The organism is Bacillus sp. FSL K6-1012 (assembly GCF_037964915.1).
Lineage (GTDB): Bacteria > Bacillota > Bacilli > Bacillales > Bacillaceae > Bacillus > Bacillus halotolerans.
In genome coordinates, this window is sequence record NZ_CP150175.1 from 884042 (window position 1) to 905252 (window position 21211).

Consider the following 21211-nt stretch of genomic DNA (forward strand, 5'->3'; position numbering starts at 1 on the left):
GTGTTTTGATCCCTGTCTCAAAAACAGGGGTCAGTCCCATAACGAGCAGCTTTTTTTATGCTTCATTCGCTCTGTTCTGTTTTCTTCGCTGATGCAAATATAATGCTGTTCCGAGTGCGCTGATAAGAAATCCGGCCAGCAGGATGGAATACATGGAGGTGGCTGTATCAGGAAGCAAGCCGCCAGCCGGTCCATCGGTTCCCGATCCGCCCGATCCATTTGTTGGTTCAGTGCCGGGGGGTGTTTGATCGCCGCCTTTGCCATCATTCGGCTGCTTTCCGCCTGGATTGTCGGACCCTCCGCCATTCTTGCCGTCGTCATCGCCGCCTGTCGGCTGATCGGACGGGAACGCCGGCGGTTTATCGTGAGCACCGGAATTTAAGATCGTGTATTCGCTGAAGTGGTTTGTGTATCCTGTTACAATATCATCGTCAACTGATCCCTTTTCTGTCTTTGTAAAAGTTTTCTTTTTCCGGTCGACATGGTAAATGGCAGGGTTGTGAGCTTCTTCAATATCAAACATCCGAAGCGATAGCTCAACCGGTTCCTTGAATGATTTCACTTCTTTTCCTTTTTGCTTCACTGTAAAGTCATATACATTTGATAGGGAGACGTTTAATTCTCCCTTAGATTTGATTCCGATTTCAGTGTTCGCGGTTTTGATGTTCGCCATTGGAAGCTTCATGCTGTACCAGTAGTTGAACACCGTCAGGGAAGGATCTAATTCTCTATCCTTCAATAGCTTGACCTGGTCTTTTTTCATTTTTAGATTGATTGGTTTCTCTTGTGATCCTTCAGACGTTTCATAATAGACAAACGGCTTGTTGGCGTTTTTGGCATAAATCGCAAATTTGTCTTCATCGAGTGTCCAGCTGCCATCCTTCTGCTTTGTCGGCAGGAATACTTCTTTGATCCGTCCTTCCATTTTAGGAGAGACCTTGTCACCAAGCTTTTTCAGCTGCTCGGTGAAAATCTCATAATCTACGTAGCCGAGGTCTTCACAATGAGAAGCTTCCGTAAAGACAGAGTATCCGTCTCCACCGCCGCCGACAAAATTATTTGTTGCGACGCGGTAGGTATCATCTGTATTCAGATCAACTTTGTCTCCGTTAGGCGATTCGAATTTCACGTCTAAAACACGGTGTCCAGGTTCGTTGTTTAATGTAAAGGTATATTCGATTCCAGCCACCTGAGGGAAGGCCCCGCCTCCGTTCTCCACATTGCTTAAGCCTTGTTCAAGAGCTTCTTTGATTTGTTTTCCGGTCAAATCAGCCACGTAAAGCGTGTTGCCGAACGGCATTACGTTCAGTACTTCGCCAAGTGTGATCTTGCCTTTGTCAATGCCGGCTCTGATGCCGCCGCCATTTGTAATCGCAATGTTGGCGCCGGATGCTTCTTTCGCTTTTGCAAGCATGCCGTCCGCGATGAAGTTCCCGAGATTGGTTTCCTTCGTGCGCACATGCTCACGCTGGCCGTCAAGGGCTACATCCGTGTAGCCGACTTTTTCATTTTTGACGTCCTCTAATTCTTTTTTGAACTGATCGAGCTCTTCTTTTGCTTCCGTGTTTTCTTCAGTATTCTCATCAATCGGCAGTACGCTTAGATTTGATTTGTCTGTTTGAACGACGCCGTCATCATCAAATGAGACATCGACACGTCCTAAGAATTGGCCGTATTCTTTTGCCTGCGCCACGATAGTCGGTTCGTCGTTTTCCACGACCTCCATTTTGTCCACGAGAGTGTGGGTGTGTCCGCCGATGATCAAGTCAATGCCTTTCACTTTTTTGGCTAGCTCAAGATCGCGGTTATGCCCAATGTGGGTGAGCGCGATAATTTTGTTTACTTTTTCTTCTTCCTGAATCGTTTTCACGGTGTTCTGCGCAGTTTTAAATGCGTCGTTAAATACAATGCTTTTGCCCGGGCTTGATGTTGTGGCTGTGTCTTCTGTTGTCAGTCCGAACACGGCCACTTTCTCGCCGTCAACGTCTAACAGAATGTACGGATGGATGCCCGGCTCTTTCTTTTCTCCCGCAGTAAAGGTCTGCGGCTTTTTGACATATGATTTTAGCTTAGGTTCATTTGATACATCCACATTCGCGCTGACGATTGGAAAATCAGGCGCTTCAAAGTGATAGCGATTCGCCGGATCGACAGTTGTGCTGTTCCCGCTGAGAAAATCAGAAAGAACAGACGGACCTTTATCAAATTCGTGGTTTCCGAAGGTCATGGCGTCATAACCCATCATGTTCATCAGTTTCAGGTCGGCTAAACCGTTCCATTTCGTGAAATACAGGTCGCCGGAAAACACATCTCCCGCGTCAAGCAGGATGTTGTGGTCTGTTTCGTTTCTTACTTCGCTGATTTTCGTCATTCGTCTGGCTGCGTCATCAAGGTGCGCATGCGTATCATTTGTATGCATGACGGTAAGATCCCATAATCCGCCTTCAGGAGGATCGGTATCTGAATCGTCGTCAAATTGAAGCTTGTACACGCCGTAGCCTTCATTTGAAGAATGTTTCACATAAGCGACATCATCAGCTTTGTCCGCAAAAGGCCTGGCTAAAAGCGAAGATTCAAACGTCAAATTCGTGCCGGAAACCGGTGCAATCGACCAGTTGTTGTCGGCTTTTGGATTTAATGTTTTCTGTTCAATAATGTAATCCATCAGCACCTGTCTGTTTTCAACTGCGGAGCCGTGGACAATCTTATCACTCGTCAGATGAGGGAAACCGCCGCCGCCGGAGGCGCGGTAATTGTTCGTGACTACGAGAAATTCCTGGCTCGGGCTGATCGGTTTGCCTTCATAGGAAAGGTTGATGATCCGGCTTGAATCCGCGTTAATCACTTTTCCGTTTTCGTTGTATTTAGCCGGTTTTGTGACATCGACCTGATAGGTAACGCCGTCAATCACGTCAAAGTTGTAGGAGCGGAAATTCTCATTCAGCAAGGCCTGATCGCCGCCTTTTGACGGATCGATATGATTAAATTGGCCAGCTGACATGTCGAGCCAGTCCTTCACCTCGCTACCGGTCAGCTTCACGATCTGGAGGGTATTATCGTACAGATACAAGTCTCCGACGTTTTTAATCGCAAGATCTCCGGCCGGAATGTTTGTATAGTAATTGGCTCCGTTTCTGCCGCCGGCTTTAAACGGCGCGCCTGCTGACAAAATCGGAAGATCTTTATACTCGGTATCCTTCATTTCATTTTCCGCGTACCATTTTTGCGCATCTGTCACAATTTGAATAGAAGGGTCGTCCTTGACTTGTGCAAAGAAGCTGTTAATGTCGGCTTCTGTTTTTCCGACAGGCTTTCTGACATATTCCAGCGTGTTTTGATGTGTTTGCTGAATGGCTTTTGTGACGGCTTCGTTTCTGGATGTGACGCTGCCGGAAATTGATTCGATGCTGCCCTTGGAATCTGCGACCTTCCACGAGCCGTCTGTTTTTTCAAGCTTGAGGTCAATGACGCCTAAGTATTTGCCCCAGCTGCTTGGCATGACGACCGGAATGCCGTTAATGGTTCCTTTTTCAACATCGAACTGAGCGGCACCCGCATATTCTGCGGAAGGGAAGAGTCCGTGCTGATGGCCCGAGACAATCGCATCAATGCCCTTTGTTTTCGTGGCCAGGTCAAAAACGGCGTTTTCTGCACCTGACGATTGCGCCTGCTTTTCAATACCAGTGTGGGCAAGGGCAATAATGACATCCGCGCCTTCTGCCTTCATTTTCGGAATCGTTTCATTGGCAGATTCGACGATATCCTGCACCTGAACCTGTCCTTCGAGATTCTTTTTGTCCCAGGTCATGATTTGCGGCGGAACAAAACCTATGTAGCCTACTTTGATCTTCTGTTCGTTTCCGTTTTCATCTGTGACTGTTTTCTCGTTAATTGCATACGGCGTATAACGGTGTACGCCGCCAGTTGTTTTAACATTGGCGTTTACAATCGGGAAATCGGCTCCTTTGATCGTGCCGTCAAGAAAGTCGAGCCCGTAATTAAATTCATGATTCCCCAATGTGCCGGCGTCGTATTTCAGCGCATTCATGACGCTGATGATCGGGTGGGTTTTTGCACCGGAGATAATGTTGTCTTTTTCGTATTTCACTGCGTATTCGCCCAGCGGATTGCCTTGAATCAAGTCACCGTTATCCACGAGCAGGGTGTTTGGGTTCTCCTGGCGGTGCTTTTGGATCAGCTGTGCCGTTCTGGCAAGCCCGAATTCTGTCGTTTCTTTGTCGCTGTAGTAGTCGTAATCCATCATGTTGGCATGAATATCAGTTGTAGCCAAAATACTGAGATTCACTTGAGGAGCCATGTTTTCTTCTGCATGAACAGGCGGTGTTGGGAGGATTAGGCTAAGTATCATAATTGGGGGCAGCAGAATACGGAGAATGTTACTGACGTCTTTTCGTCTTTTCTGTATTCTCACCAGTTCTCCACCTTTCAACGAAATTTGTGTTACTGGTTCTATTGTAAGAATATTTTGTAAGCATTTGTAGATGTTTCTTTATGATTATTGTAAAAGGGAGAAAAATAAGTATTATGTATCATCTTTGGGTGATGTGAATTGGGTCATTATGCTTATCGTTTGTCAGCTCTGCAAAATGTTTATTATATTGTGGCTGGGGTAGAGTGTTTTATGTAGACATATTAAGGGGGAGGTTATCAATCATGGGTAAAAAAATCGCAGTTGTGCTGACAGATTATTTCGAAGACAGCGAGTATGCTGAACCAGCAAAAGCATTTAAAGAAGCGGGGCATGAGCTGACCGTTATTGAAAATGAAAAAGGGAAAACCGTAAAAGGCAAGCAGGGAAATGCGCAAGTCACAGTCGATGCGTCCATTGATGACGTAAACCCTTCCGACTTTGACGCGCTTTTAATTCCGGGAGGTTTTTCACCTGACCAGCTTCGTGCCGATGAGCGTTTCGTCCAGTTTACAAAAGCGTTTATGACGGACAAAAAGCCGGTATTTGCGATTTGTCACGGCCCGCAGCTGCTGATTACTGCTAAAGCGCTGGAAGGCAGAAAAGCGACAGGCTATACGTCCATTCGTGTAGATATGGAATACGCTGGGGCCGATGTCGTTGACCAGGAAGTCGTGGTTTGCCAAAATCAATTGGTCACCAGCCGCACGCCGGATGACATTCCTGCATTTAACCGCGAATCTTTGGCACTGCTTGAAAAATAACAAAAACGGACGCCCTGCGGGGGCGTCCGTTTTTTCATGATAGCTTGGAACCTGCGGTCAGTTTATTGTATCTGTAATACAAAAAGGCAGCAGAGGCTGTTCCGATGACGGCAATGCCGAAGTCGAACATAAAGATATGGGCTATGCCTCCCGCTTTTGCGATGAGCCCTGTGGCAATCGGCAGCAGAATAGACGCGATACTTGAAGCTGTCGCAACAATTCCGGTGACAGTGCCTTTACGGTTCCAGAAAAGCTCTGTCATTAATGTAACGGTAATTTGAAACACACCCGCAGTTGAAAATCCTAAGAAAAAGGCTGTGATGTCCAGTACAACTGGGACGTGAACTGTCAGCATAACGGCAAGCGTACATAAGGTAATAACGGGGTACAGCAGCGTAATCATCACCGGTTTTACCCATCTGTTCAGCAGAAGGGCTAATAATAAAACAGATACCAAAGCGCCTATACTATAGTAGCTCAGCAATTGTACGGAAGCTGATTCAGCTAACCCTACAGCCTTTTGGGCGAAGCTTGGAAGCCAGATTTGAGAGACTGTGAATAAAGCGGTTGATGTAAAACCAATGATAATCAGCGCGGCGCCTTCTTTCTTCATGTCGGGTTCAGATAAGAAAGCAGGAGATCCCTGTTGCCCGGTGCTGATGGGTTGTTTCTGTTTTTTTGGCAGCGAAACCGCTGATAAGCAAAGGATGTTCAGCACATAGACAGCTGCCGGCAAATAAAATGCATATCCGTAGAATAGGCTATGGTCTGCCAAAACTGTAATCAGGAGCGGCAAAAGAGCGGCCCCGAGAGACATAAAAGCTTTTACCAAGACATTCGCCGAGCTGGGAGCAGTTGGGAAGAGCTCCGTTAAAGCCGGATATGTTCCTGCGTCCATGGCCGAATTTGCGACTCCGGCTAATAAAGCAAACACAAACGCAAGTTCATAACTCGGTGATAATGGAATACCGATTAAAAAGACAGCCATCATTCCGGCGGAAGCCACAATGAGCGGTTTTCTGCCTATTTTATCTGATAAAACGCCAGATATTCCGTATGTCAGCAGCTTGCCGAATCCGATAGCCGCAATCACATAACTGATGCCTGTCGGGTCGGTATTCCACTGCTTCGTTAAGGAGGACATGTTAGATGCGAGAATGATATTGACCATTCCGAGCAAGAAGTAGTTGATGTACATTCCGTATGCTGTTTTGACGTATTTCGTTTTCATTCTAGTACTCCTTCAAAATCTTATTCGGCCATTTGCTGTATTCGCCGGTCTCAGGAAGCCCGGCGCCTTGCTGCCGCGTCTTTCCGGCTCCCTAATAAACGAAAGCAAAAAGAATCATCTTCATCAATAAGAAAAAAGACTTGCCGGATGCCGGCAAGCCCCATTATTTTCGAAGTGATGCAAGTTCTTGAGCGATCGCCTGCATTTCGCTCGGGCTGAATGCTTCTTTTTTCATCACCATTTTATGAAGGTAGGTGAGATCCTCTATTTTTTCGTCGCTGAAGTCTTCCGCTTTGATAACCCCGACATTCAGCATGTTCAGTTTTTGTGAAATCTCTTCAATCATTTGAGTTAATGTTTCTGTATTTTGGCTGGACAAATGATTACATCCTTTCTTTCGCGTCATTTGGTATGTTTTATTCTAACAGAATTCCATCAGAAAAAAACCCTATTCTCATTTCGTCCATTTATTTCAAAAAAGTGGTGACATCAGTTGAAAAGTGATTGAACATCCTACTAAGATAGCGGTAAAGGTTTCTTTTTAGAGAAATATGGGCAAAGAATAGGGAGGTTGCACAACATGATCAGCGTATTATTTGTTTGCTTGGGAAACATTTGCCGGTCTCCAATGGCGGAAGCGATATTTCGGGACTTGGCAGCAACAAAAGGATTAGAGGGGAAAATCAGAACAGACTCAGCCGGCATCGGCGGCTGGCACATCGGCAATCCTCCGCATGAAGGAACGCAGGAGATATTGCGCAGAGAAGGAATCAGCTTTGAAGGCATGCTGGCGCGCCAGGTGCGCGAACAGGATTTAACCGATTTTGATTACATCATTGCGATGGATGCAGAAAATATCGGAAGCCTGAGAAGCATGGCGGGTTTTAAAAAAGCCGCACAGATCAAGAGGCTGCTTGACTACGTTGATGATTCAGATCTCGCGGACGTTCCCGACCCTTACTACACCGGGAACTTTGACGAGGTCTATCAATTGATCAGATCAGGCTGTGAGCATCTGCTTGCAGCCATTCAAGAAGAAAAACAATTGTAAGGGAAAGGAGAGTTCATCATGAACAATGAACGCTGGTTGCTGAAAGGTGTCATTCTCGGAGCTGCGGCAGGCGCGGCGCTATCCTTGCTCCATAAGCCGACGAGACAGGCCTGCGGCATGAGATGGATGACGTGCAAGCATAAAATGTCTCTGTACAAAAACAATCCTGAACTATTGAAAAACAATGTCATTACAAAAATTGATGAAGCAAAACAGCTGGCCCAGACGCTGTCAGATGAAGTCGGCTTCGTTAATCAGCAAGTCAAAGAGCTGAAGAAAACAACGCCGAAAGTGATGGAGCTGGTACAGGAAACAAAGGAACATTTTACAAAAGATAAATGATCAAACATTCGAGGTGAGACGACATGAACTTTCTGAAAGAGCTGTTCGGCAGATACACCCTTCATGAGGGGCAAAGCAAATCTGCGGAGCTGGCGTATTTTTTTCTGTTATCGCTGTTTCCGTTTTTGATTTTTATGCTGACGCTCACCGCGTATCTTCCGATTTCTACAGATGACGTGCTGGGGGTTGTAAAACAATACGCTCCCGGAAGTGCGATGTCCCTCGTTGAATCCATTACCCACCAAACATTAAATGACCGAAACGGCGGATTGCTGTCATTCGGGATCATCGCGGCGTTATGGTCTGCGTCTAATGGAATGAATGCCATCGTCAGATCGTTAAACCACGCGTATGAAGTGGAGGAAAACCGCTCTTTTATCATTGTACGTCTAACCTCAATTTTTCTGACGATCGCCATGGTGTTTACCATTTTAGTTGCCTTGCTTCTGCCGGTATTCGGCCGGCAGATCGGAATGCTTGCTGCGGACTTTGTCGGCGCTTCGGACCTGTTTTTATCCATCTGGACTGCGATCCGCTGGGGAGTCAGCCCGCTTGTGCTGCTGATTGTTTTTTCCGCTTTGTACGTCATCGCGCCTAACAAAAAGCTGTCGCTTCGCTTTGTAATGCCGGGTGCGCTGTTTGCGGCCATCGGCTGGATTGTCGTCAGCACCCTGTTTTCGTTTTACGTCAGTACATTTGCGAACTATAGCGCCACATACGGAAGCATTGGGGGGATCATCGTCCTGATGATCTGGTTTTACTTAAGCGGGATTTTAATTATTTTAGGGGGAGAAATCAACGCGCTTTTACATAAACGTAAAAAGCTTCCTGATGAAAATCCCTACAATTAGCGCACCCTATAAAGGAACTTCAGTTCAAAAATGATCCGGGGGGCAAAACGTGATGACAAAGCATACGAAAAAAGGCGGAAGCCATAACAAACAGAACTCAAAGAGCAAATCGAGTCATAAAACAAGCGGAAGTGCCAACGGACAAAACGGCTATCATTAGAAGAAAAGCCTCCTGACTTTTTGTCAGGAGGCTTTTTCTTATGAAGAGGAAGAATAGGTCTCAGCAGCTGGCCAGCTTTTTGGTTTGCCTAAAGCGATAGCGAGCCAGACAGCGGCCAGAATGAGGGTAATCAAATAGAACAAGTTAGCGCTTTCGAAGGTTTGCATATACCAGCCGCCTGCAATCGGCCCGAAAATGCTGCCGAGACTGAATGAAATGCCGCACAGCAAATTCCCCGCCGGAAGCAGGTGGGACGGAAGAAGGTCTGTCATAAAGCTGATGCCGAGTGTAAAGGTTGACCCGACTGCCATGCCCGCAATAAAGAAGCAGCAGCCGATCACGTAAGGAAAAGGGAACACGCCAGCGATGAGAAAGCAAAAGGCCCCCGTCAGCAAAATCACAAGCAGCACATTCCGTCTTCCGTATTTATCGCTGAGAATGCCGAGCGGGAATTGAAAAATAATGCTTCCGATCGCAAATGCAGGAAGAATCAAAGCGACGGCGTCCACAGATAAACCCAGACGCAGCGCATACACAGGAAAGCTGCCGTTTAATGCAGTCTCCAGAAATCCGTACCCGAACGTAGGCATAAACGCCACCCATGCAAACAGCATAGCCTGGTAAAAGCGTCTGAAACTATTGTCTGATTTGGTTTCGTGAGGGCTGGTTTCCGGGTATGCATTTTGTAGCAAGAAAACAAAGAGCCACGCAAGCAAACTGATGCAGCCTGACACGATAAAAGGCAGTGCCGGACTCAGCTTAACAAACGGGACCATAAACGGGCCCGCAGCAAAACCAAGACCAAAGGAGAGTCCGTAAATGGAAAGATTTCTCCCGCGGTTTTGCTTTGACGACATGGAGGTCACCCACGTTTGCGTAGAAAAGTGAAGCATATGGTCGCCGATCCCGATGAAAAGACGAAGCAGGAACCACATCCAAACCGACTGAAGCCAAATGAACCCGAACAAGCTTAAAATGACGATGCTTCCGCCAATGACGATCAGCGGTTTGAAACCCAGTTTTCTAAGCGGGGCCTCCATAAACGGAGAAGCCAATAGCACTCCGATGTAGAGTCCAGTCGCATGCAGGCCGTTAATCGCCGCTGATTCACCATTTGTTTCAAAGATAATCGAGATGACGGGCAGCAGCATGCCTTGTGAAAAACCGGATATGGAAACGAGCAAAACCAGAATAAAAAAATGCATTCGTGACATCGTGTCTGTTCTCCTTTGTGAGATCTATGTTGATCGTACACCGATTTCCAAAAGCCGGCAACCTGAAAAAAGCCTATATCGCGCGCAAACATTTGACCTCGTGTAATCATGATGATTTTTGTGAAGAATAAAAATAAAACAAGTCATACAAAAGGAGTCAATTCACTATGAATCGTATCTTTTTTATATTAGTGGCGGCTGGTGTTCCGCTTTCTGTTATCGGCAGTTTGATGCATTGGCCTTCTGCCATTCTCTTTGCAGTCTATTGTGTAACAATTATTGCTCTGGCAAGCTATATGGGAAGAGCGACAGAATCGCTGTCTATTATTGCCGGGCCGCGGATCGGCGGTCTGTTGAACGCCACCTTCGGGAATGCGGTTGAGCTGATTATTTCGCTATTTGCATTAAAGGAAGGCCTTACAGGAATCGTGCTTGCCTCTTTAACAGGTTCAGTGCTGGGAAATCTCCTGCTGGTTGCGGGCTTATCGTTTTTTGTCGGCGGTTTAAAATACAAGCGGCAGGAGTTTAATATCCATGATGCACGCCATAATTCAGGGCTTTTGATTTTCGCCATTATTGTGGCTTTCGTAATTCCTGAGGTGTTTTCGGTTGGAATGGGGGATACAAGCAAGCTTAATTTAAGCATCGGGATCAGCATCATTTTGATTCTGTTATATGTGGCGGCTCTGTACTTTAAGCTTGTCACGCACCGCGGTGTATATCAGCCGAACAATGCTGTCCAGCCTGAGGAAGAGGAGCAGCCGGAATGGTCAGGGAAGGTTGCCACGATTGTTTTGTTTGCGGCAACAATTGTCGTGGCGTACATATCCGAAAACCTGGTGCACACATTCCACTCGGTTGCTGAACAGTTCGGCTGGAGCGAGCTGTTTATCGGGGTCATCATCGTTGCGATTGTCGGTAATGCGGCGGAACACGCGTCAGCCATCATTATGGCCTATAAAAATAAAATGGATATTGCAGTTGAAATTGCAGTCGGTTCGACGCTGCAGATTGCTATGTTTGTCGCGCCTGTTCTTGTGATCTGTTCCATCTTTTTCCCGGTAAGCATGCCGCTTGTGTTTACACTGCCGGAGCTTGTCGCGATGGTGTCTTCCGTTCTCTTGATGATTGCCATTTCGAATGATGGTGATTCCAACTGGTTTGAAGGTGCCACGCTGCTAGCGGCTTATGTCATTATGGCGATCGGCTTTTTCCTTCTTTAACCTGAAAAAATGATGGATAACAACAAAGCGGGATGAAAAGACTAAGGGAAAATGCGATAGAAAGAGTGATATGATGAAAAAGCTATTTCATTCCACACTTATTGTGTTGTTATTCTTTAGTTTTTTCGGCGTTCAGCCCATCCACGCGAAGAAGCAGTTTAAGGTGCCGAATTCTGTGGCAAGCATTTCGAAGGAAAACACGTATCCGAATGCTTCACAGGATCAGCCGATGCTTCAGCCGAGCAAGCTGGCTAAGGAACTGCTGAGTTCATCAGAGGTACAGATCGAAAATCCGCACCTCATCAAAATGCTGAACGAGTCTACGGTCTCTGGCACACCGCTTGCGGTCGGCTACCGAGCCACAATATTTCTCGGGAAATGGGCGCTTGGTTATGAATCGAATGAAACAGTCGCCAACTGGGAATATAAAAAAATCAATACAAACCGCGCGGATAACCGCGGCGGAAAACAAACGGCTGAAATGCATTATGCCCAAGAGCAGCAATATAGAGTAACGGGCGGCCTGACAGCAAAAGTTCCAAACACGGAAGATGTCAAAAGCATGATGATGCTGAAGGCGATGAAAAAAACAAATCTTCCGCTTGCATTTGAAACGGTCATCGGAGCGGGAACAAAACGAGACCAAATTTATAAAGTCGCTCCGAAAAAACTCGGTTATTTAAACGCATATGCTCCGGCTGTGAATGAAAAAGGGAAAGTGACTTACGGAGAAGTCTATTTAGTGCTCAAAGGCAATAAACGAAAACTTGTTGTGAAAAATGTCACGTCACAGGGAATCGGCGCGTGGATTCCGGTTCAAGACCATGTCACGTTTAGCTTCCAGCTTTCCTCACAGCCGAGATAAATAAAAAACTGATTCCTATAATGGAATCAGTTTTTTTATTGGGTTCTTTCAATTCTTACAGCTTCCTCAAGCATTTGCACATTGTTTTGGTACAGCTGGCGAACGAGAACCCGTCTGGCGGCAAGGCTGGCGCTGAAATAATCTTCATCCCGGACCATGCCCTTTACGGTAAATTCCACTCCGCGGTTGATTTTATTCAAAGCGGTGATGCCGTGTATTTGAAAAGGTTCTGTCGGGTTTCCGAATTCATCCCGCTTCAGTGAATCGCGAAGCTCTTCATTCAGCATGTCGCACGCTTCCTCCAGCACACTGTATACACGATCTGGATCTTCTTTAAAGCTGATGAGAAAGGATTCGGTAATCCGCATAAAATCAATATTATAATTTTCTATTTGTCTGACCTCGCCGTTGCTGATGGTGAGAAGCTTTCCGCTCCATTCACGGATTTGCAGCGAGCGCAGGCCGATTTCTTCGACGGTGCCGTTAAATAAATTGTTTACCGTCACATAATCGCCTTTATGAAGCTGGCGTTCATAAATTAAAAACACACCCGCCAGCACATCCTTAATCAGTGACTGGGCGCCAAAACCAATGACGATACCGGCTACGCCCGCCCCGGCTAAAATCTTGCCGAAATCATGCACAAATAAAGAAATAACATAAAAGATAAAACCGATCGTCGCCGTATATTGGGTGATAGAACGGACAAGGCTTTCAATGGTTTTCTCTTTTCTTTCTTCAATAAAGTCCGTCCGTTTAAAAAATAACTGCACCAATCGGTTAATGATAAAAACACCGATCCACAAAATGACGGCGACGAGGAGAATATCAACGATTTTATTCTGAAAAATCTCCGTAAGTGTTTCTTCCATCCGCATCTAACTCCTGGCTTGACGTTTTGAAAAATCTGTATCCTGGTAGTAGCTGTTTTTGACGAGAACGTTTGGTCCGAGGCACCGGACATTCGGGCAGTGGCAGTTCAGTTCTTTGGCCAGCTTTGTTTCTCTCCACTTTTGATAGGAGGAAGGCAGGCTGTCCGTCTGTATATTGCCGAGCGGCGGTGTATCGCCAAAGTCGGTCACAATAATATTCCCGTCAAAAATATTGACATTCAGGCGCGACCGGCCGTCAGGGTCATTTCTCACTGTCACGTTTTTCGCCGTGCGAAGCCGGCGAAGCAGCTCTTGATCCTCTTCATCAGGACTGCATGCGTAAAACGGCAGTGTGCCGAACAGCATCCATGTCTTTTCATCACGAATATCTAGCAAACGGTGAATCGCCTGTCTCATGTCCTTCAGGCTGAGAGATTCAAGGGCGCTCGCAAAATCACTCGGATACATCGGATGGATTTCATGACGCTGACATTTCATATCTTCTGTGATTTGGCGGTGAATATGCTCAATGTGCGGAAGTGTGCGTTTGTTCAGCATCGTTTCCGCTGATACCATCACTCCGGCATCCACTAGCTTGCGGCTGTTTTCGATCATTTTATCAAAATAGCGCGCGCGCTGCTCGAAGGTCGGTTTTCTGTCCATCATAGCAAAACCGATTTCCGCAAACTCTTCAACCGTTCCCCAGTTATGAGAAATATGTAACACATCAAGATACGGAATAATCCATTCGTATCGCTCGATATCGAGAGTCAGGTTTGAATTGATTTGGGTCCGCACCCCGCGCTCGTGGGCGTATTTCAATAACGGCACGACATATTCCTTTACAGATTTTAATGAAAGCATCGGCTCTCCGCCTGTAATACTGATGGATCTGAGGCGGGGAATTTCCTCCAGCCGTTTTAACAGAAGATCTATTGGCAGAGCATTCGGGTCTTTGGGCTGCAATGTATAGCCTACAGCGCAATGCTCGCATCTCATATTGCACAGTGTCGTCGTTGTAAATTCAACGTTCGTCAGCTGCATATCTCCATACTGGTCGACATCCATATAGGCTTCCCAAGGGTCGAACTCAGGTGTAATCGGACGCAGCTTCGTGTTTTGTGTCATGACTATCTAACTCCTTTATAAATGAGGCATACTAACGCTGCCAACAGTTAATTTTAGACCTGATTTGCCAAGATCGCAAGTAGCGGGGCGATTGAAAAACGGCAAAAAATGAGCTACCATAATAAAAAATGAATGGAGGCGCAGAATGGGGAACGCAGTAAACAATAAAGATCAGCAGCTTGATTATTTAAAGAACAGACTAGACATGTTTATGAACGTCATCGATTCATTAGACCCTGAAGCAACAGACGTTGAAGATATAGACAGGCTCATCGGCATGCTGGATGACCTGGAAGCCAAATATGAACGATTTAAAAAAGACTGGGAATAAAACCGCGCATGCCGCGGTTTTTTATATTGGCATAAAGCGTCAGTATAAAACAGGGCGCCTTTCTGTAAAATAAGAAAAAATGCAGAAGGAGCGCTGGCCATGAAGTGGATGTGTGCAATATGCTGCGCCGCCGTCCTGCTTGCAGCAGGAGCAAAACAGGCAGATGCGGTACCGAATGAGCCGATTAATTGGGGCTTTAAGCGAAGCGTTAATCATCAGCCGCCAGATGCGGGAAAACAGCTGAACAGCCTGATCAAAAAATATGACGCGTTTTATTTAGGCAATACAAAAGAAAAAACAATTTATTTAACATTTGATAACGGCTACGAAAATGGCTATACGCCAAAAGTGCTTGATGTCTTAAAAAAACATCACGTGACAGGAACGTTTTTTGTCACCGGGCATTTCGTGAAGGATCAGCCCGAGCTGATCAAACGGATGTCGGATGAAGGGCATATCATCGGCAACCACTCCTTTCACCATCCGGATCTGACGACAAAAACAGCAGACCAAATTCAGGACGAGCTTGATTCAGTCAACGAGGAAGTTTATAAGATCACGGGAAAGCAGGACAACCTATACTTACGGCCGCCGCGCGGCGTGTTCAGTGAATATGTGCTGAAAGAAACAAAACGCATGGGCTATCAAACCGTTTTCTGGTCCGTCGCTTTTGTCGACTGGAAAATCAATCATCAAAAAGGGAAAAAATACGCCTACGACCACATGATCAAACAGGCGCATCCGGGTGCGATTTACCTGCTTCACACTGTCTCTAAGGACAATGCCGAGGCGCTGGACGATGCGATTACCGACCTGGAAAAACAAGGCTATACCTTTAAAAGCATTGATGACTTGATGTTTGAGAAAGAAATGAAGCTGCCGTCTTTGTAAACATGAAAGCCTCTCCGCAATGGAGAGGCTTTTACTATTTTTCTATGCATTTTATTAAAGCGGCCCAATCTAGGTTTCCAAGCCCTTTTTCAATACCGCTTTCAAAATGGCCTTTCGCCAGCTCGGCAAGAGGGAGGTTTGCAGAAACCTGCTCCGCGGCGGCGAGCGCCAGATTGGTGTCCTTCAACCCTAATGACATTTTAAAGCCCGCCGGCTCAAATGTTTGCTCAGCCATGATCGTTCCGTAATTTTGATATACGGGGGAGCCGAAAAGCGCGTTGGCGATCTCTAAAAATTGTTTTTGCTCTAATCCGTATTTCTCCATCAACAGGAATGATTCAGATAACGCCTCCAGCATGGATACGAGCAGGAAATTGATGCTGATTTTCGCTGCGTTTGCTGTTTTGCTTTCTTCGCCGACGTCAAACACTTGCTGACTCAAGCTTTCGAGCAGAGGTTTTGCTGTTTTTTTTGCTTCCGCGGGTCCTGCCGCTATAATGCGAAGGGCGGCTTTTGCGGCTGCATCCGGCCTTCCCAGCACAGGAGCCGCAAGGAAGGATTGTCCTTTTTCTGCATGGGCGGCCGCGAGTTTTTCTGAGAACTCCACACTGATCGTGCTCATCGAAATGTGAATGCCATTCTCTGATAATCCTTCAATCAATCCGTCTTTGCCGAATGTCACGGCGCTGACAGAATTGTCATCGGAAAGCATTGTCACGACAATATCAGCGGTCTCGGCCGCCTGGCGCGGCGTTTCTGCCACTTGGGCGCCCTGGGATGCGAATTCTTCCGTCTTTTCTTTCGTCCGATTGTATACTGTCAAACGATAGCCTGCTTGAAGCACGTTCCGGGCAATGGGCTGTCCCATATTGCCGAGTCCGATCACAGCGATTTTCAATATGATCACTCCCTGAACATTTTTTTCATTATATACAAAATGAACAGGATATGCTGGAAAGCGGCTTACCAAAATAAAAAGAACAGCTTCACGCTGTCCTCATTTAAAGATGTTGAACCATCCTTTATGTACAAACCATATCAGCATGCCGGCCACAAGAGCGGCCATCAGGCCAAGCACGGCGAAATATCCGTATTTCCAGTGAAGCTCCGGCATGTTGTCGAAGTTCATGCCGTAAACGCCGGCGATAAACGTGAGCGGGATAAAAATCGTAGACACGATGGTCAATGTCATCATAATCGCATTCATCCTGTTCGAATTCAGTGTCACGTAGCTGTCACGCAAATCGGACGTCATGTCGCGGTTAGATTCCACAATTTCTGAAAGCTTTAATAAATGATCGTAAATATCGCTGAAGTATGCCTTTGTTTCCCGCTGCTCCTTCACATGGTCAAGGCTTAAAATCCGATACAGCAAATCACGCATCGGAATAATGGTCCGCCTGAGATGCAATAGGTCAGTTCTGAGCTCAAACACCTCGCTCATCAGCGTCCCGTATGTTTTGTGGCTGCGGCTGTCTTCAATCTCATTCAGCCGGTCTTCTATTTTGTAGACCAGAGGAAAATATTCATCAACAAGCTGATCCATGATCATGTAAGAAATATGCCCCGGCCCTTTTTTTAACATGTCCGGTGAAGCATATAAACGCTCCCGGACTTTGGCGATACCGGGCGTTTCGTGTAAATGAAAGGTGACGACAAATTTTTCGCCTTGAAAGATATCGACTTCCTCGGTTTCAAGTGTTTCCTGATTCAGCGCATGAAGCACGTAAAAGCGATAGCCGTCGTAATGGTCAAGCTTCGGACGCTGCATATGCTGAAAGCAATCTTCAATCGCAAGCGGATGAAAATGAAAAAAATCTCTCAATAACGCGGTTTCCGTTTCCTCCGGGCCGTAAAAATCAACCCAGTACCACGCAATATCCGGCTGTTCAACCCGTTCGATCGGTATATTTTTCAAAAGCTGATGCTGTGTTGTGATAGCGGTAATGTTGATCATAAACAACCCTCCACCTGCCATTATATCATGCAGCCTTTTTCAGAAAAGTATACAGTGTTTTCTACCGATTTCCAGCGGCGTGGTATACTGAACAAAAAACGGAAAAAGGGCTGATCATATGTGGAAAGAAAAAGTATCGGTCACACCGCCGTACCATTTTGACCGTGTGCTCGACAGGCTGTCGTTAGATCCTCTTAATGCAGTTGATTTGAAAGCGCGGGACATAAGAGTGCCGATCAGAAATAAGGCCGGTGACGTATGTATTGTGAAGGTGCAGGCGTTAGGCCATGCGGACGAGCCCGAGTTTCTCGTCAGCGGGGAAACAGAGCAGGAAGACATGATGAAGGAAATCAAACGGATTTTTCAATGGGAACATGATTTGCAGCATGTCCTTGATCATTTCTCAAAAACGAATCTTTCCGCGATTTTTGAAGAGCATGCAGGCACGCCGCTGGTATTAGACTACAGCGTGTACAACTGTATCATGAAATGCATTGTGCACCAGCAGCTGAATATATCTTTTGCGTACACCTTGACAGAACGGTTTGTCCATACGTTCGGCGAGCAGAAGGACGGCGTGTGGTGCTATCCGAAGCCGGAAACGATTGCGGCGCTGGATTATCAAGATCTCCGCGAGCTCCAATTCAGCATGAGAAAAGCGGAATACGCCATTGATACGTCGCGAATGATCGCCGAAGGTTCGCTCGACTTGTCAGAGCTGCCCCAACTGACAGATGAAGACATCATGAAAAAAATGATCAAAATCAGAGGCATCGGCCCATGGACGGTACAAAACGTGCTGATGTTTGGGCTCGGACGTCCCAATTTATTCCCGCTGGCCGATATTGGACTGCAAAACGCGATCAAACGCCACTTCAATTTGGACGACAAACCGGCAAAGGATGTTATGCTCGCGATGAGCAGGGAGTGGGAGCCTTATTTGAGCTATGCGTCTTTGTATTTGTGGAGAAGTATAGAATAATTCGTCTCACAATGAAGGAAATCGTGCAAACGTGTTATACTAGAAAGATGTGAAAAAACATTTCACTTTCTGTTACTTGCAGAAAGCTTCATATAGAAACGGAGAGAACAACGTGAACCAACAAAACAAAAAGGCGCCCGTCGAACTGAAAGTCGGACAGACCTTTCCGCTGACGATTAAACGTCTCGGGATTAACGGGGAAGGCGTCGGCTATTTCAAGAAAAAAGTCGTATTCGTGCCCGGCGCGCTTCCTGGTGAAGAGGTTGTCGTCCAAGCGACGAAAGTGCAGCCGAAGTTTTCGGAGGGACGGATCAAGAAGATTCGCAAGGCTTCGGAGCATCGGGTGGCACCGCCTTGCCCTGTCTACGAGCAGTGCGGCGGCTGCCAGCTTCAGCATCTTGCATACAGCCAGCAGCTTCGGGAAAAGCGCGACATTGTCATCCAGTCTCTGGAGCGCCATACGAAGTTCAAAGTCGAAAACATGGATATCAGAGAAACGGTCGGCATGGACAACCCATGGAATTACCGCAACAAAAGCCAATTCCAGATCGGACGCTCACAAAGCGGCAGCATCATTGCCGGCTTATACGGCCTTGATTCTCATGATATCGTACCGATCAAAGACTGCATCGTTCAGCATCCGGCAACCAACAAAACAACAGGCATCGTCCGCCGCATTTTAGAGGACTTCAATGTGTCTGTTTATAATGAAAGAAAACGAAAAGGCGACGTTCGCACGATAGTGACGAGAGTCGGCTTTGAAACAGGCGAAGTGCAGGTCGTGCTTGTAACAGCAAAAGAAACGCTTCCGCACAAGGAAGAAATCGTCAAAGCGATCCAAAATCGCCTGCCTGAGGTGAAATCCATTATTCAAAATGTAAACGGAGCGAAAACCTCTGTTATTTTCGGTGAGAAATCAAAACCTCTCGCCGGACATACCGTGATTCAAGAGGTGCTTGGCGACGTATCTTTTGAATTGAGCGCCCGCGCCTTCTTCCAGCTCAATCCGGAGCAAACCGTCAAGCTGTATGATGAAGTGAAAAAAGCGGCGCAGCTGACCGGGAAAGAAAAAGTCGTTGACGCGTATTGCGGCGTCGGCACCATCGGCATGTGGGTGGCCGACGGAGCGAAGGAAGTCCGCGGCATGGACGTCATCAAAGAATCGATTGACGATGCCAAGAAAAATGCCAAAAAACACGGCATGACAAACGCCACGTACGTAACAGGAACAGCCGAGCACTGGCTCCCGAAATGGACGAAAGAAGGCTTCCGCCCGGACGTCGTCATCGTTGATCCGCCAAGAACCGGCTGTGACAGCACGTTCCTGGATACGATCAAAAAAGTCAAACCGAAACGCTTTGTCTACGTTTCCTGCAATCCATCCACGCTTGCGAAGGATTTGCAGGCGCTGTCGAAAGACTATCGCGTGGAATATATTCAGCCTGTCGATATGTTTCCGCAGACAGCTCACGTTGAAGCAGTGGCGAAGCTTGTATTGAAATCGTCTCATTAAGTCCTAATCAGATCTGGATTTCGGTAGAATGAACATTGCCGATTTCCGGGTCTTTTTCATGCGCAACCCATCCAAGCTATTGAAAGAAAATTTGCAGGAACATACACTGAAACTTGGATCATGTACCTAAACCTATGACCCAAACTGCCTTTCTTACTCGGTTTACTTTGTCACTTTTTATGTGTGATTAGTAAAGATGTAAATGTTCAAAATTTACTATCGTTTGATAAGAAGTGCTTAAGCATGCTATAAGTGTAAAAGAAGCATGGTCAGCTTTTTAATTTTGGGATAAAGGTTTGGGTTGGTATCCCATAATGAAAGGATTTGAATGTAATGACGATAGATAATTTCTGGCGTGAATTACCACGGCCATTTTTTGTACTGGCACCAATGGAAGATGTGACAGATGTTGTTTTCCGTCATGTAGTAAGTGAAGCAGGCAGGCCGGATGTGTTTTTTACAGAGTTTACAAACTCGGAGAGCTATTGTCACCCGGATGGGAAGGATAGTGTGCGCGGCCGTTTGACCTTCACTGAGGATGAACAGCCAATGGTAGCTCATATATGGGGAGACAAGCCTGAGAACTTTCGCCAAATGAGTATTGGTATGGCGGAACTAGGGTTTAAGGGTCTAGATATCAATATGGGCTGTCCTGTACCTAATGTTGCGGGAAATGGAAAGGGAAGCGGCCTTATTTGTCGTCCAGAGGTTGCAGCAGAACTAATACAAGCAGCAAAAGCAGGCGGATTGCCAGTAAGCGTGAAAACTAGACTTGGTTACACGGATATAGATGAATGGCGCGGCTGGCTGACACACGTATTGAAACAGGACATTGCTAATCTTTCCATTCATTTGCGCACAAGAGCGGAAATGAGCAAAGTGGATGCGCATTGGGAACTCATCCCGGAGATTAAGAAACTTCGTGATGAGGTAGCGCCAGATACACTGTTGACGATCAATGGGGATATTCCTGACCGCCAAACTGGATTAAAACTTGCTGAACAATACGGTGTCGATGGAATTATGATAGGGCGCGGTATTTTTACAAATCCATTTGCCTTTGAAAAGGAGCCGAAAGAGCATAGCAGTAAGGAATTGCTTGATCTCTTACGGCTGCATCTGGATCTTCATGATAAATATTCAGCATTAGAAGCGCGTCCATACAAGCCTCTTCCTCGCTTTTTCAAAATTTACCTCCGCGGATTCCGCGGAGCAAGTGAATTAAGAAACCAGTGCATGAACACTAAGTCAACAGATGAAGTGCGTGCATTGCTCGATGACTTTGAGAGTAAGTATCTTGATGGGGCGGAGCAACAGTAGATGTTTCCTAATTCAAGGTAAAAGCGGAGCGGGACGCTCTTTTTGCTTTATAAGTTAGTTATTTAGGAAAAGTTTATTTTCACTGTG

Annotated in this window: 19 protein-coding genes; 11 read left to right on the forward strand and 8 right to left on the reverse strand. The window is 46.4% G+C overall.

Going from position 1 to position 21211, the window contains the following annotated elements; genetic code table 11:
• Positions 1–55 precede the first annotated feature (55 nt).
• Positions 56–4432: a multifunctional 2',3'-cyclic-nucleotide 2'-phosphodiesterase/3'-nucleotidase/5'-nucleotidase gene (locus tag NSS75_RS04495; protein WP_339236189.1), complete on the reverse strand. Its 4377-nt coding sequence runs from the start codon at positions 4430–4432 to the stop codon at positions 56–58.
• A gap of 242 nt (positions 4433–4674) precedes the next feature.
• Between NSS75_RS04495 and NSS75_RS04500 the strand changes: the two genes are divergently transcribed.
• Positions 4675–5193 carry a type 1 glutamine amidotransferase domain-containing protein gene (locus NSS75_RS04500; protein WP_024120581.1) on the forward strand — a complete coding sequence of 173 codons (519 nt, stop codon included), beginning with the start codon at positions 4675–4677 and terminating at the stop codon, positions 5191–5193.
• Positions 5194–5227: 34 nt separating this feature from the next.
• Here the strand turns inward: NSS75_RS04500 and NSS75_RS04505 are convergent, their stop codons facing one another.
• Both NSS75_RS04505 and NSS75_RS04510 read right to left on the reverse strand, forming a co-directional pair.
• Complete coding sequence (locus NSS75_RS04505) at positions 5228–6424, reverse strand: MFS transporter (protein WP_339236192.1); 1197 nt, start codon at positions 6422–6424, stop codon at positions 5228–5230.
• 163 nt (positions 6425–6587) lie between these two features.
• On the reverse strand, positions 6588–6803 hold the full coding sequence (locus NSS75_RS04510) for a DUF1128 domain-containing protein (RefSeq protein ID WP_010333391.1): 216 nt from the start codon (positions 6801–6803) through the stop codon (positions 6588–6590).
• 201 nt (positions 6804–7004) lie between these two features.
• Here NSS75_RS04510 and NSS75_RS04515 point away from each other — a divergent pair, with 201 nt between their 5' ends.
• Genes NSS75_RS04515 through NSS75_RS04525 form a run of 3 tightly spaced genes read left to right on the forward strand, consistent with a single transcriptional unit; the run spans position 7005 to position 8668 of the window.
• Positions 7005–7475, forward strand: a complete 471-nt coding sequence (locus NSS75_RS04515; protein WP_198097885.1) for a low molecular weight protein-tyrosine-phosphatase — start codon at positions 7005–7007, stop codon at positions 7473–7475.
• An 18-nt stretch (positions 7476–7493) separates the two neighbouring features.
• A complete protein-coding gene (locus NSS75_RS04520; protein ID WP_024120585.1) occupies positions 7494–7817 on the forward strand; it encodes a hypothetical protein in 324 nt (107 codons plus the stop codon).
• 23 nt (positions 7818–7840) lie between these two features.
• Positions 7841–8668 carry a YihY family inner membrane protein gene (locus NSS75_RS04525; RefSeq protein ID WP_024120586.1) on the forward strand — a complete coding sequence of 276 codons (828 nt, stop codon included), beginning with the start codon at positions 7841–7843 and terminating at the stop codon, positions 8666–8668.
• Between the two features lie 198 nt (positions 8669–8866).
• Here NSS75_RS04525 and NSS75_RS04530 read toward each other — a convergent pair whose 3' ends face one another.
• Positions 8867–10042 (reverse strand): MFS transporter, encoded by a 1176-nt coding sequence (locus tag NSS75_RS04530; RefSeq protein ID WP_095714625.1) that lies wholly within the window; start codon positions 10040–10042, stop codon positions 8867–8869.
• 167 nt (positions 10043–10209) lie between these two features.
• Between NSS75_RS04530 and cax the strand changes: the two genes are divergently transcribed.
• Positions 10210–11265: a calcium/proton exchanger gene (gene cax, locus NSS75_RS04535; RefSeq protein ID WP_024120588.1), complete on the forward strand. Its 1056-nt coding sequence runs from the start codon at positions 10210–10212 to the stop codon at positions 11263–11265.
• 70 nt (positions 11266–11335) lie between these two features.
• On the forward strand, positions 11336–12130 hold the full coding sequence (locus tag NSS75_RS04540) for a YfkD famly protein (protein WP_081638251.1): 795 nt from the start codon (positions 11336–11338) through the stop codon (positions 12128–12130).
• 35 nt (positions 12131–12165) lie between these two features.
• Here NSS75_RS04540 and mscC read toward each other — a convergent pair whose 3' ends face one another.
• Both mscC and yfkAB read right to left on the reverse strand, forming a co-directional pair.
• Positions 12166–13008: a mechanosensitive ion channel protein MscC gene (mscC, locus tag NSS75_RS04545; RefSeq protein WP_083504394.1), complete on the reverse strand. Its 843-nt coding sequence runs from the start codon at positions 13006–13008 to the stop codon at positions 12166–12168.
• Positions 13009–14130: a radical SAM/CxCxxxxC motif protein YfkAB gene (gene yfkAB / locus NSS75_RS04550; protein WP_216394928.1), complete on the reverse strand. Its 1122-nt coding sequence runs from the start codon at positions 14128–14130 to the stop codon at positions 13009–13011.
• A gap of 145 nt (positions 14131–14275) precedes the next feature.
• Between yfkAB and NSS75_RS04555 the strand changes: the two genes are divergently transcribed.
• Positions 14276–14461 (forward strand): SE1561 family protein, encoded by a 186-nt coding sequence (locus NSS75_RS04555; protein WP_010333401.1) that lies wholly within the window; start codon positions 14276–14278, stop codon positions 14459–14461.
• 99 nt (positions 14462–14560) lie between these two features.
• A complete protein-coding gene (gene pdaA / locus NSS75_RS04560; RefSeq protein ID WP_216394927.1) occupies positions 14561–15352 on the forward strand; it encodes a delta-lactam-biosynthetic de-N-acetylase in 792 nt (263 codons plus the stop codon).
• A 34-nt stretch (positions 15353–15386) separates the two neighbouring features.
• Here pdaA and NSS75_RS04565 read toward each other — a convergent pair whose 3' ends face one another.
• Both NSS75_RS04565 and corA read right to left on the reverse strand, forming a co-directional pair.
• On the reverse strand, positions 15387–16250 hold the full coding sequence (locus NSS75_RS04565) for an NAD(P)-dependent oxidoreductase (protein ID WP_339236202.1): 864 nt from the start codon (positions 16248–16250) through the stop codon (positions 15387–15389).
• 99 nt (positions 16251–16349) lie between these two features.
• On the reverse strand, positions 16350–17309 hold the full coding sequence (corA, locus tag NSS75_RS04570) for a magnesium/cobalt transporter CorA (protein ID WP_024120593.1): 960 nt from the start codon (positions 17307–17309) through the stop codon (positions 16350–16352).
• A 118-nt stretch (positions 17310–17427) separates the two neighbouring features.
• Here corA and NSS75_RS04575 point away from each other — a divergent pair, with 118 nt between their 5' ends.
• From NSS75_RS04575 to NSS75_RS04585, 3 genes are all read left to right on the forward strand, one after another.
• Positions 17428–18291 (forward strand): DNA-3-methyladenine glycosylase, encoded by an 864-nt coding sequence (locus tag NSS75_RS04575; RefSeq protein ID WP_127695678.1) that lies wholly within the window; start codon positions 17428–17430, stop codon positions 18289–18291.
• A gap of 112 nt (positions 18292–18403) precedes the next feature.
• A complete protein-coding gene (rlmD, locus tag NSS75_RS04580) occupies positions 18404–19804 on the forward strand; it encodes a 23S rRNA (uracil(1939)-C(5))-methyltransferase RlmD (RefSeq protein ID WP_127695676.1) in 1401 nt (466 codons plus the stop codon).
• Positions 19805–20137: 333 nt separating this feature from the next.
• A complete protein-coding gene (locus tag NSS75_RS04585) occupies positions 20138–21124 on the forward strand; it encodes a tRNA-dihydrouridine synthase (protein ID WP_024120596.1) in 987 nt (328 codons plus the stop codon).
• Positions 21125–21211: the final 87 nt, after the last annotated feature.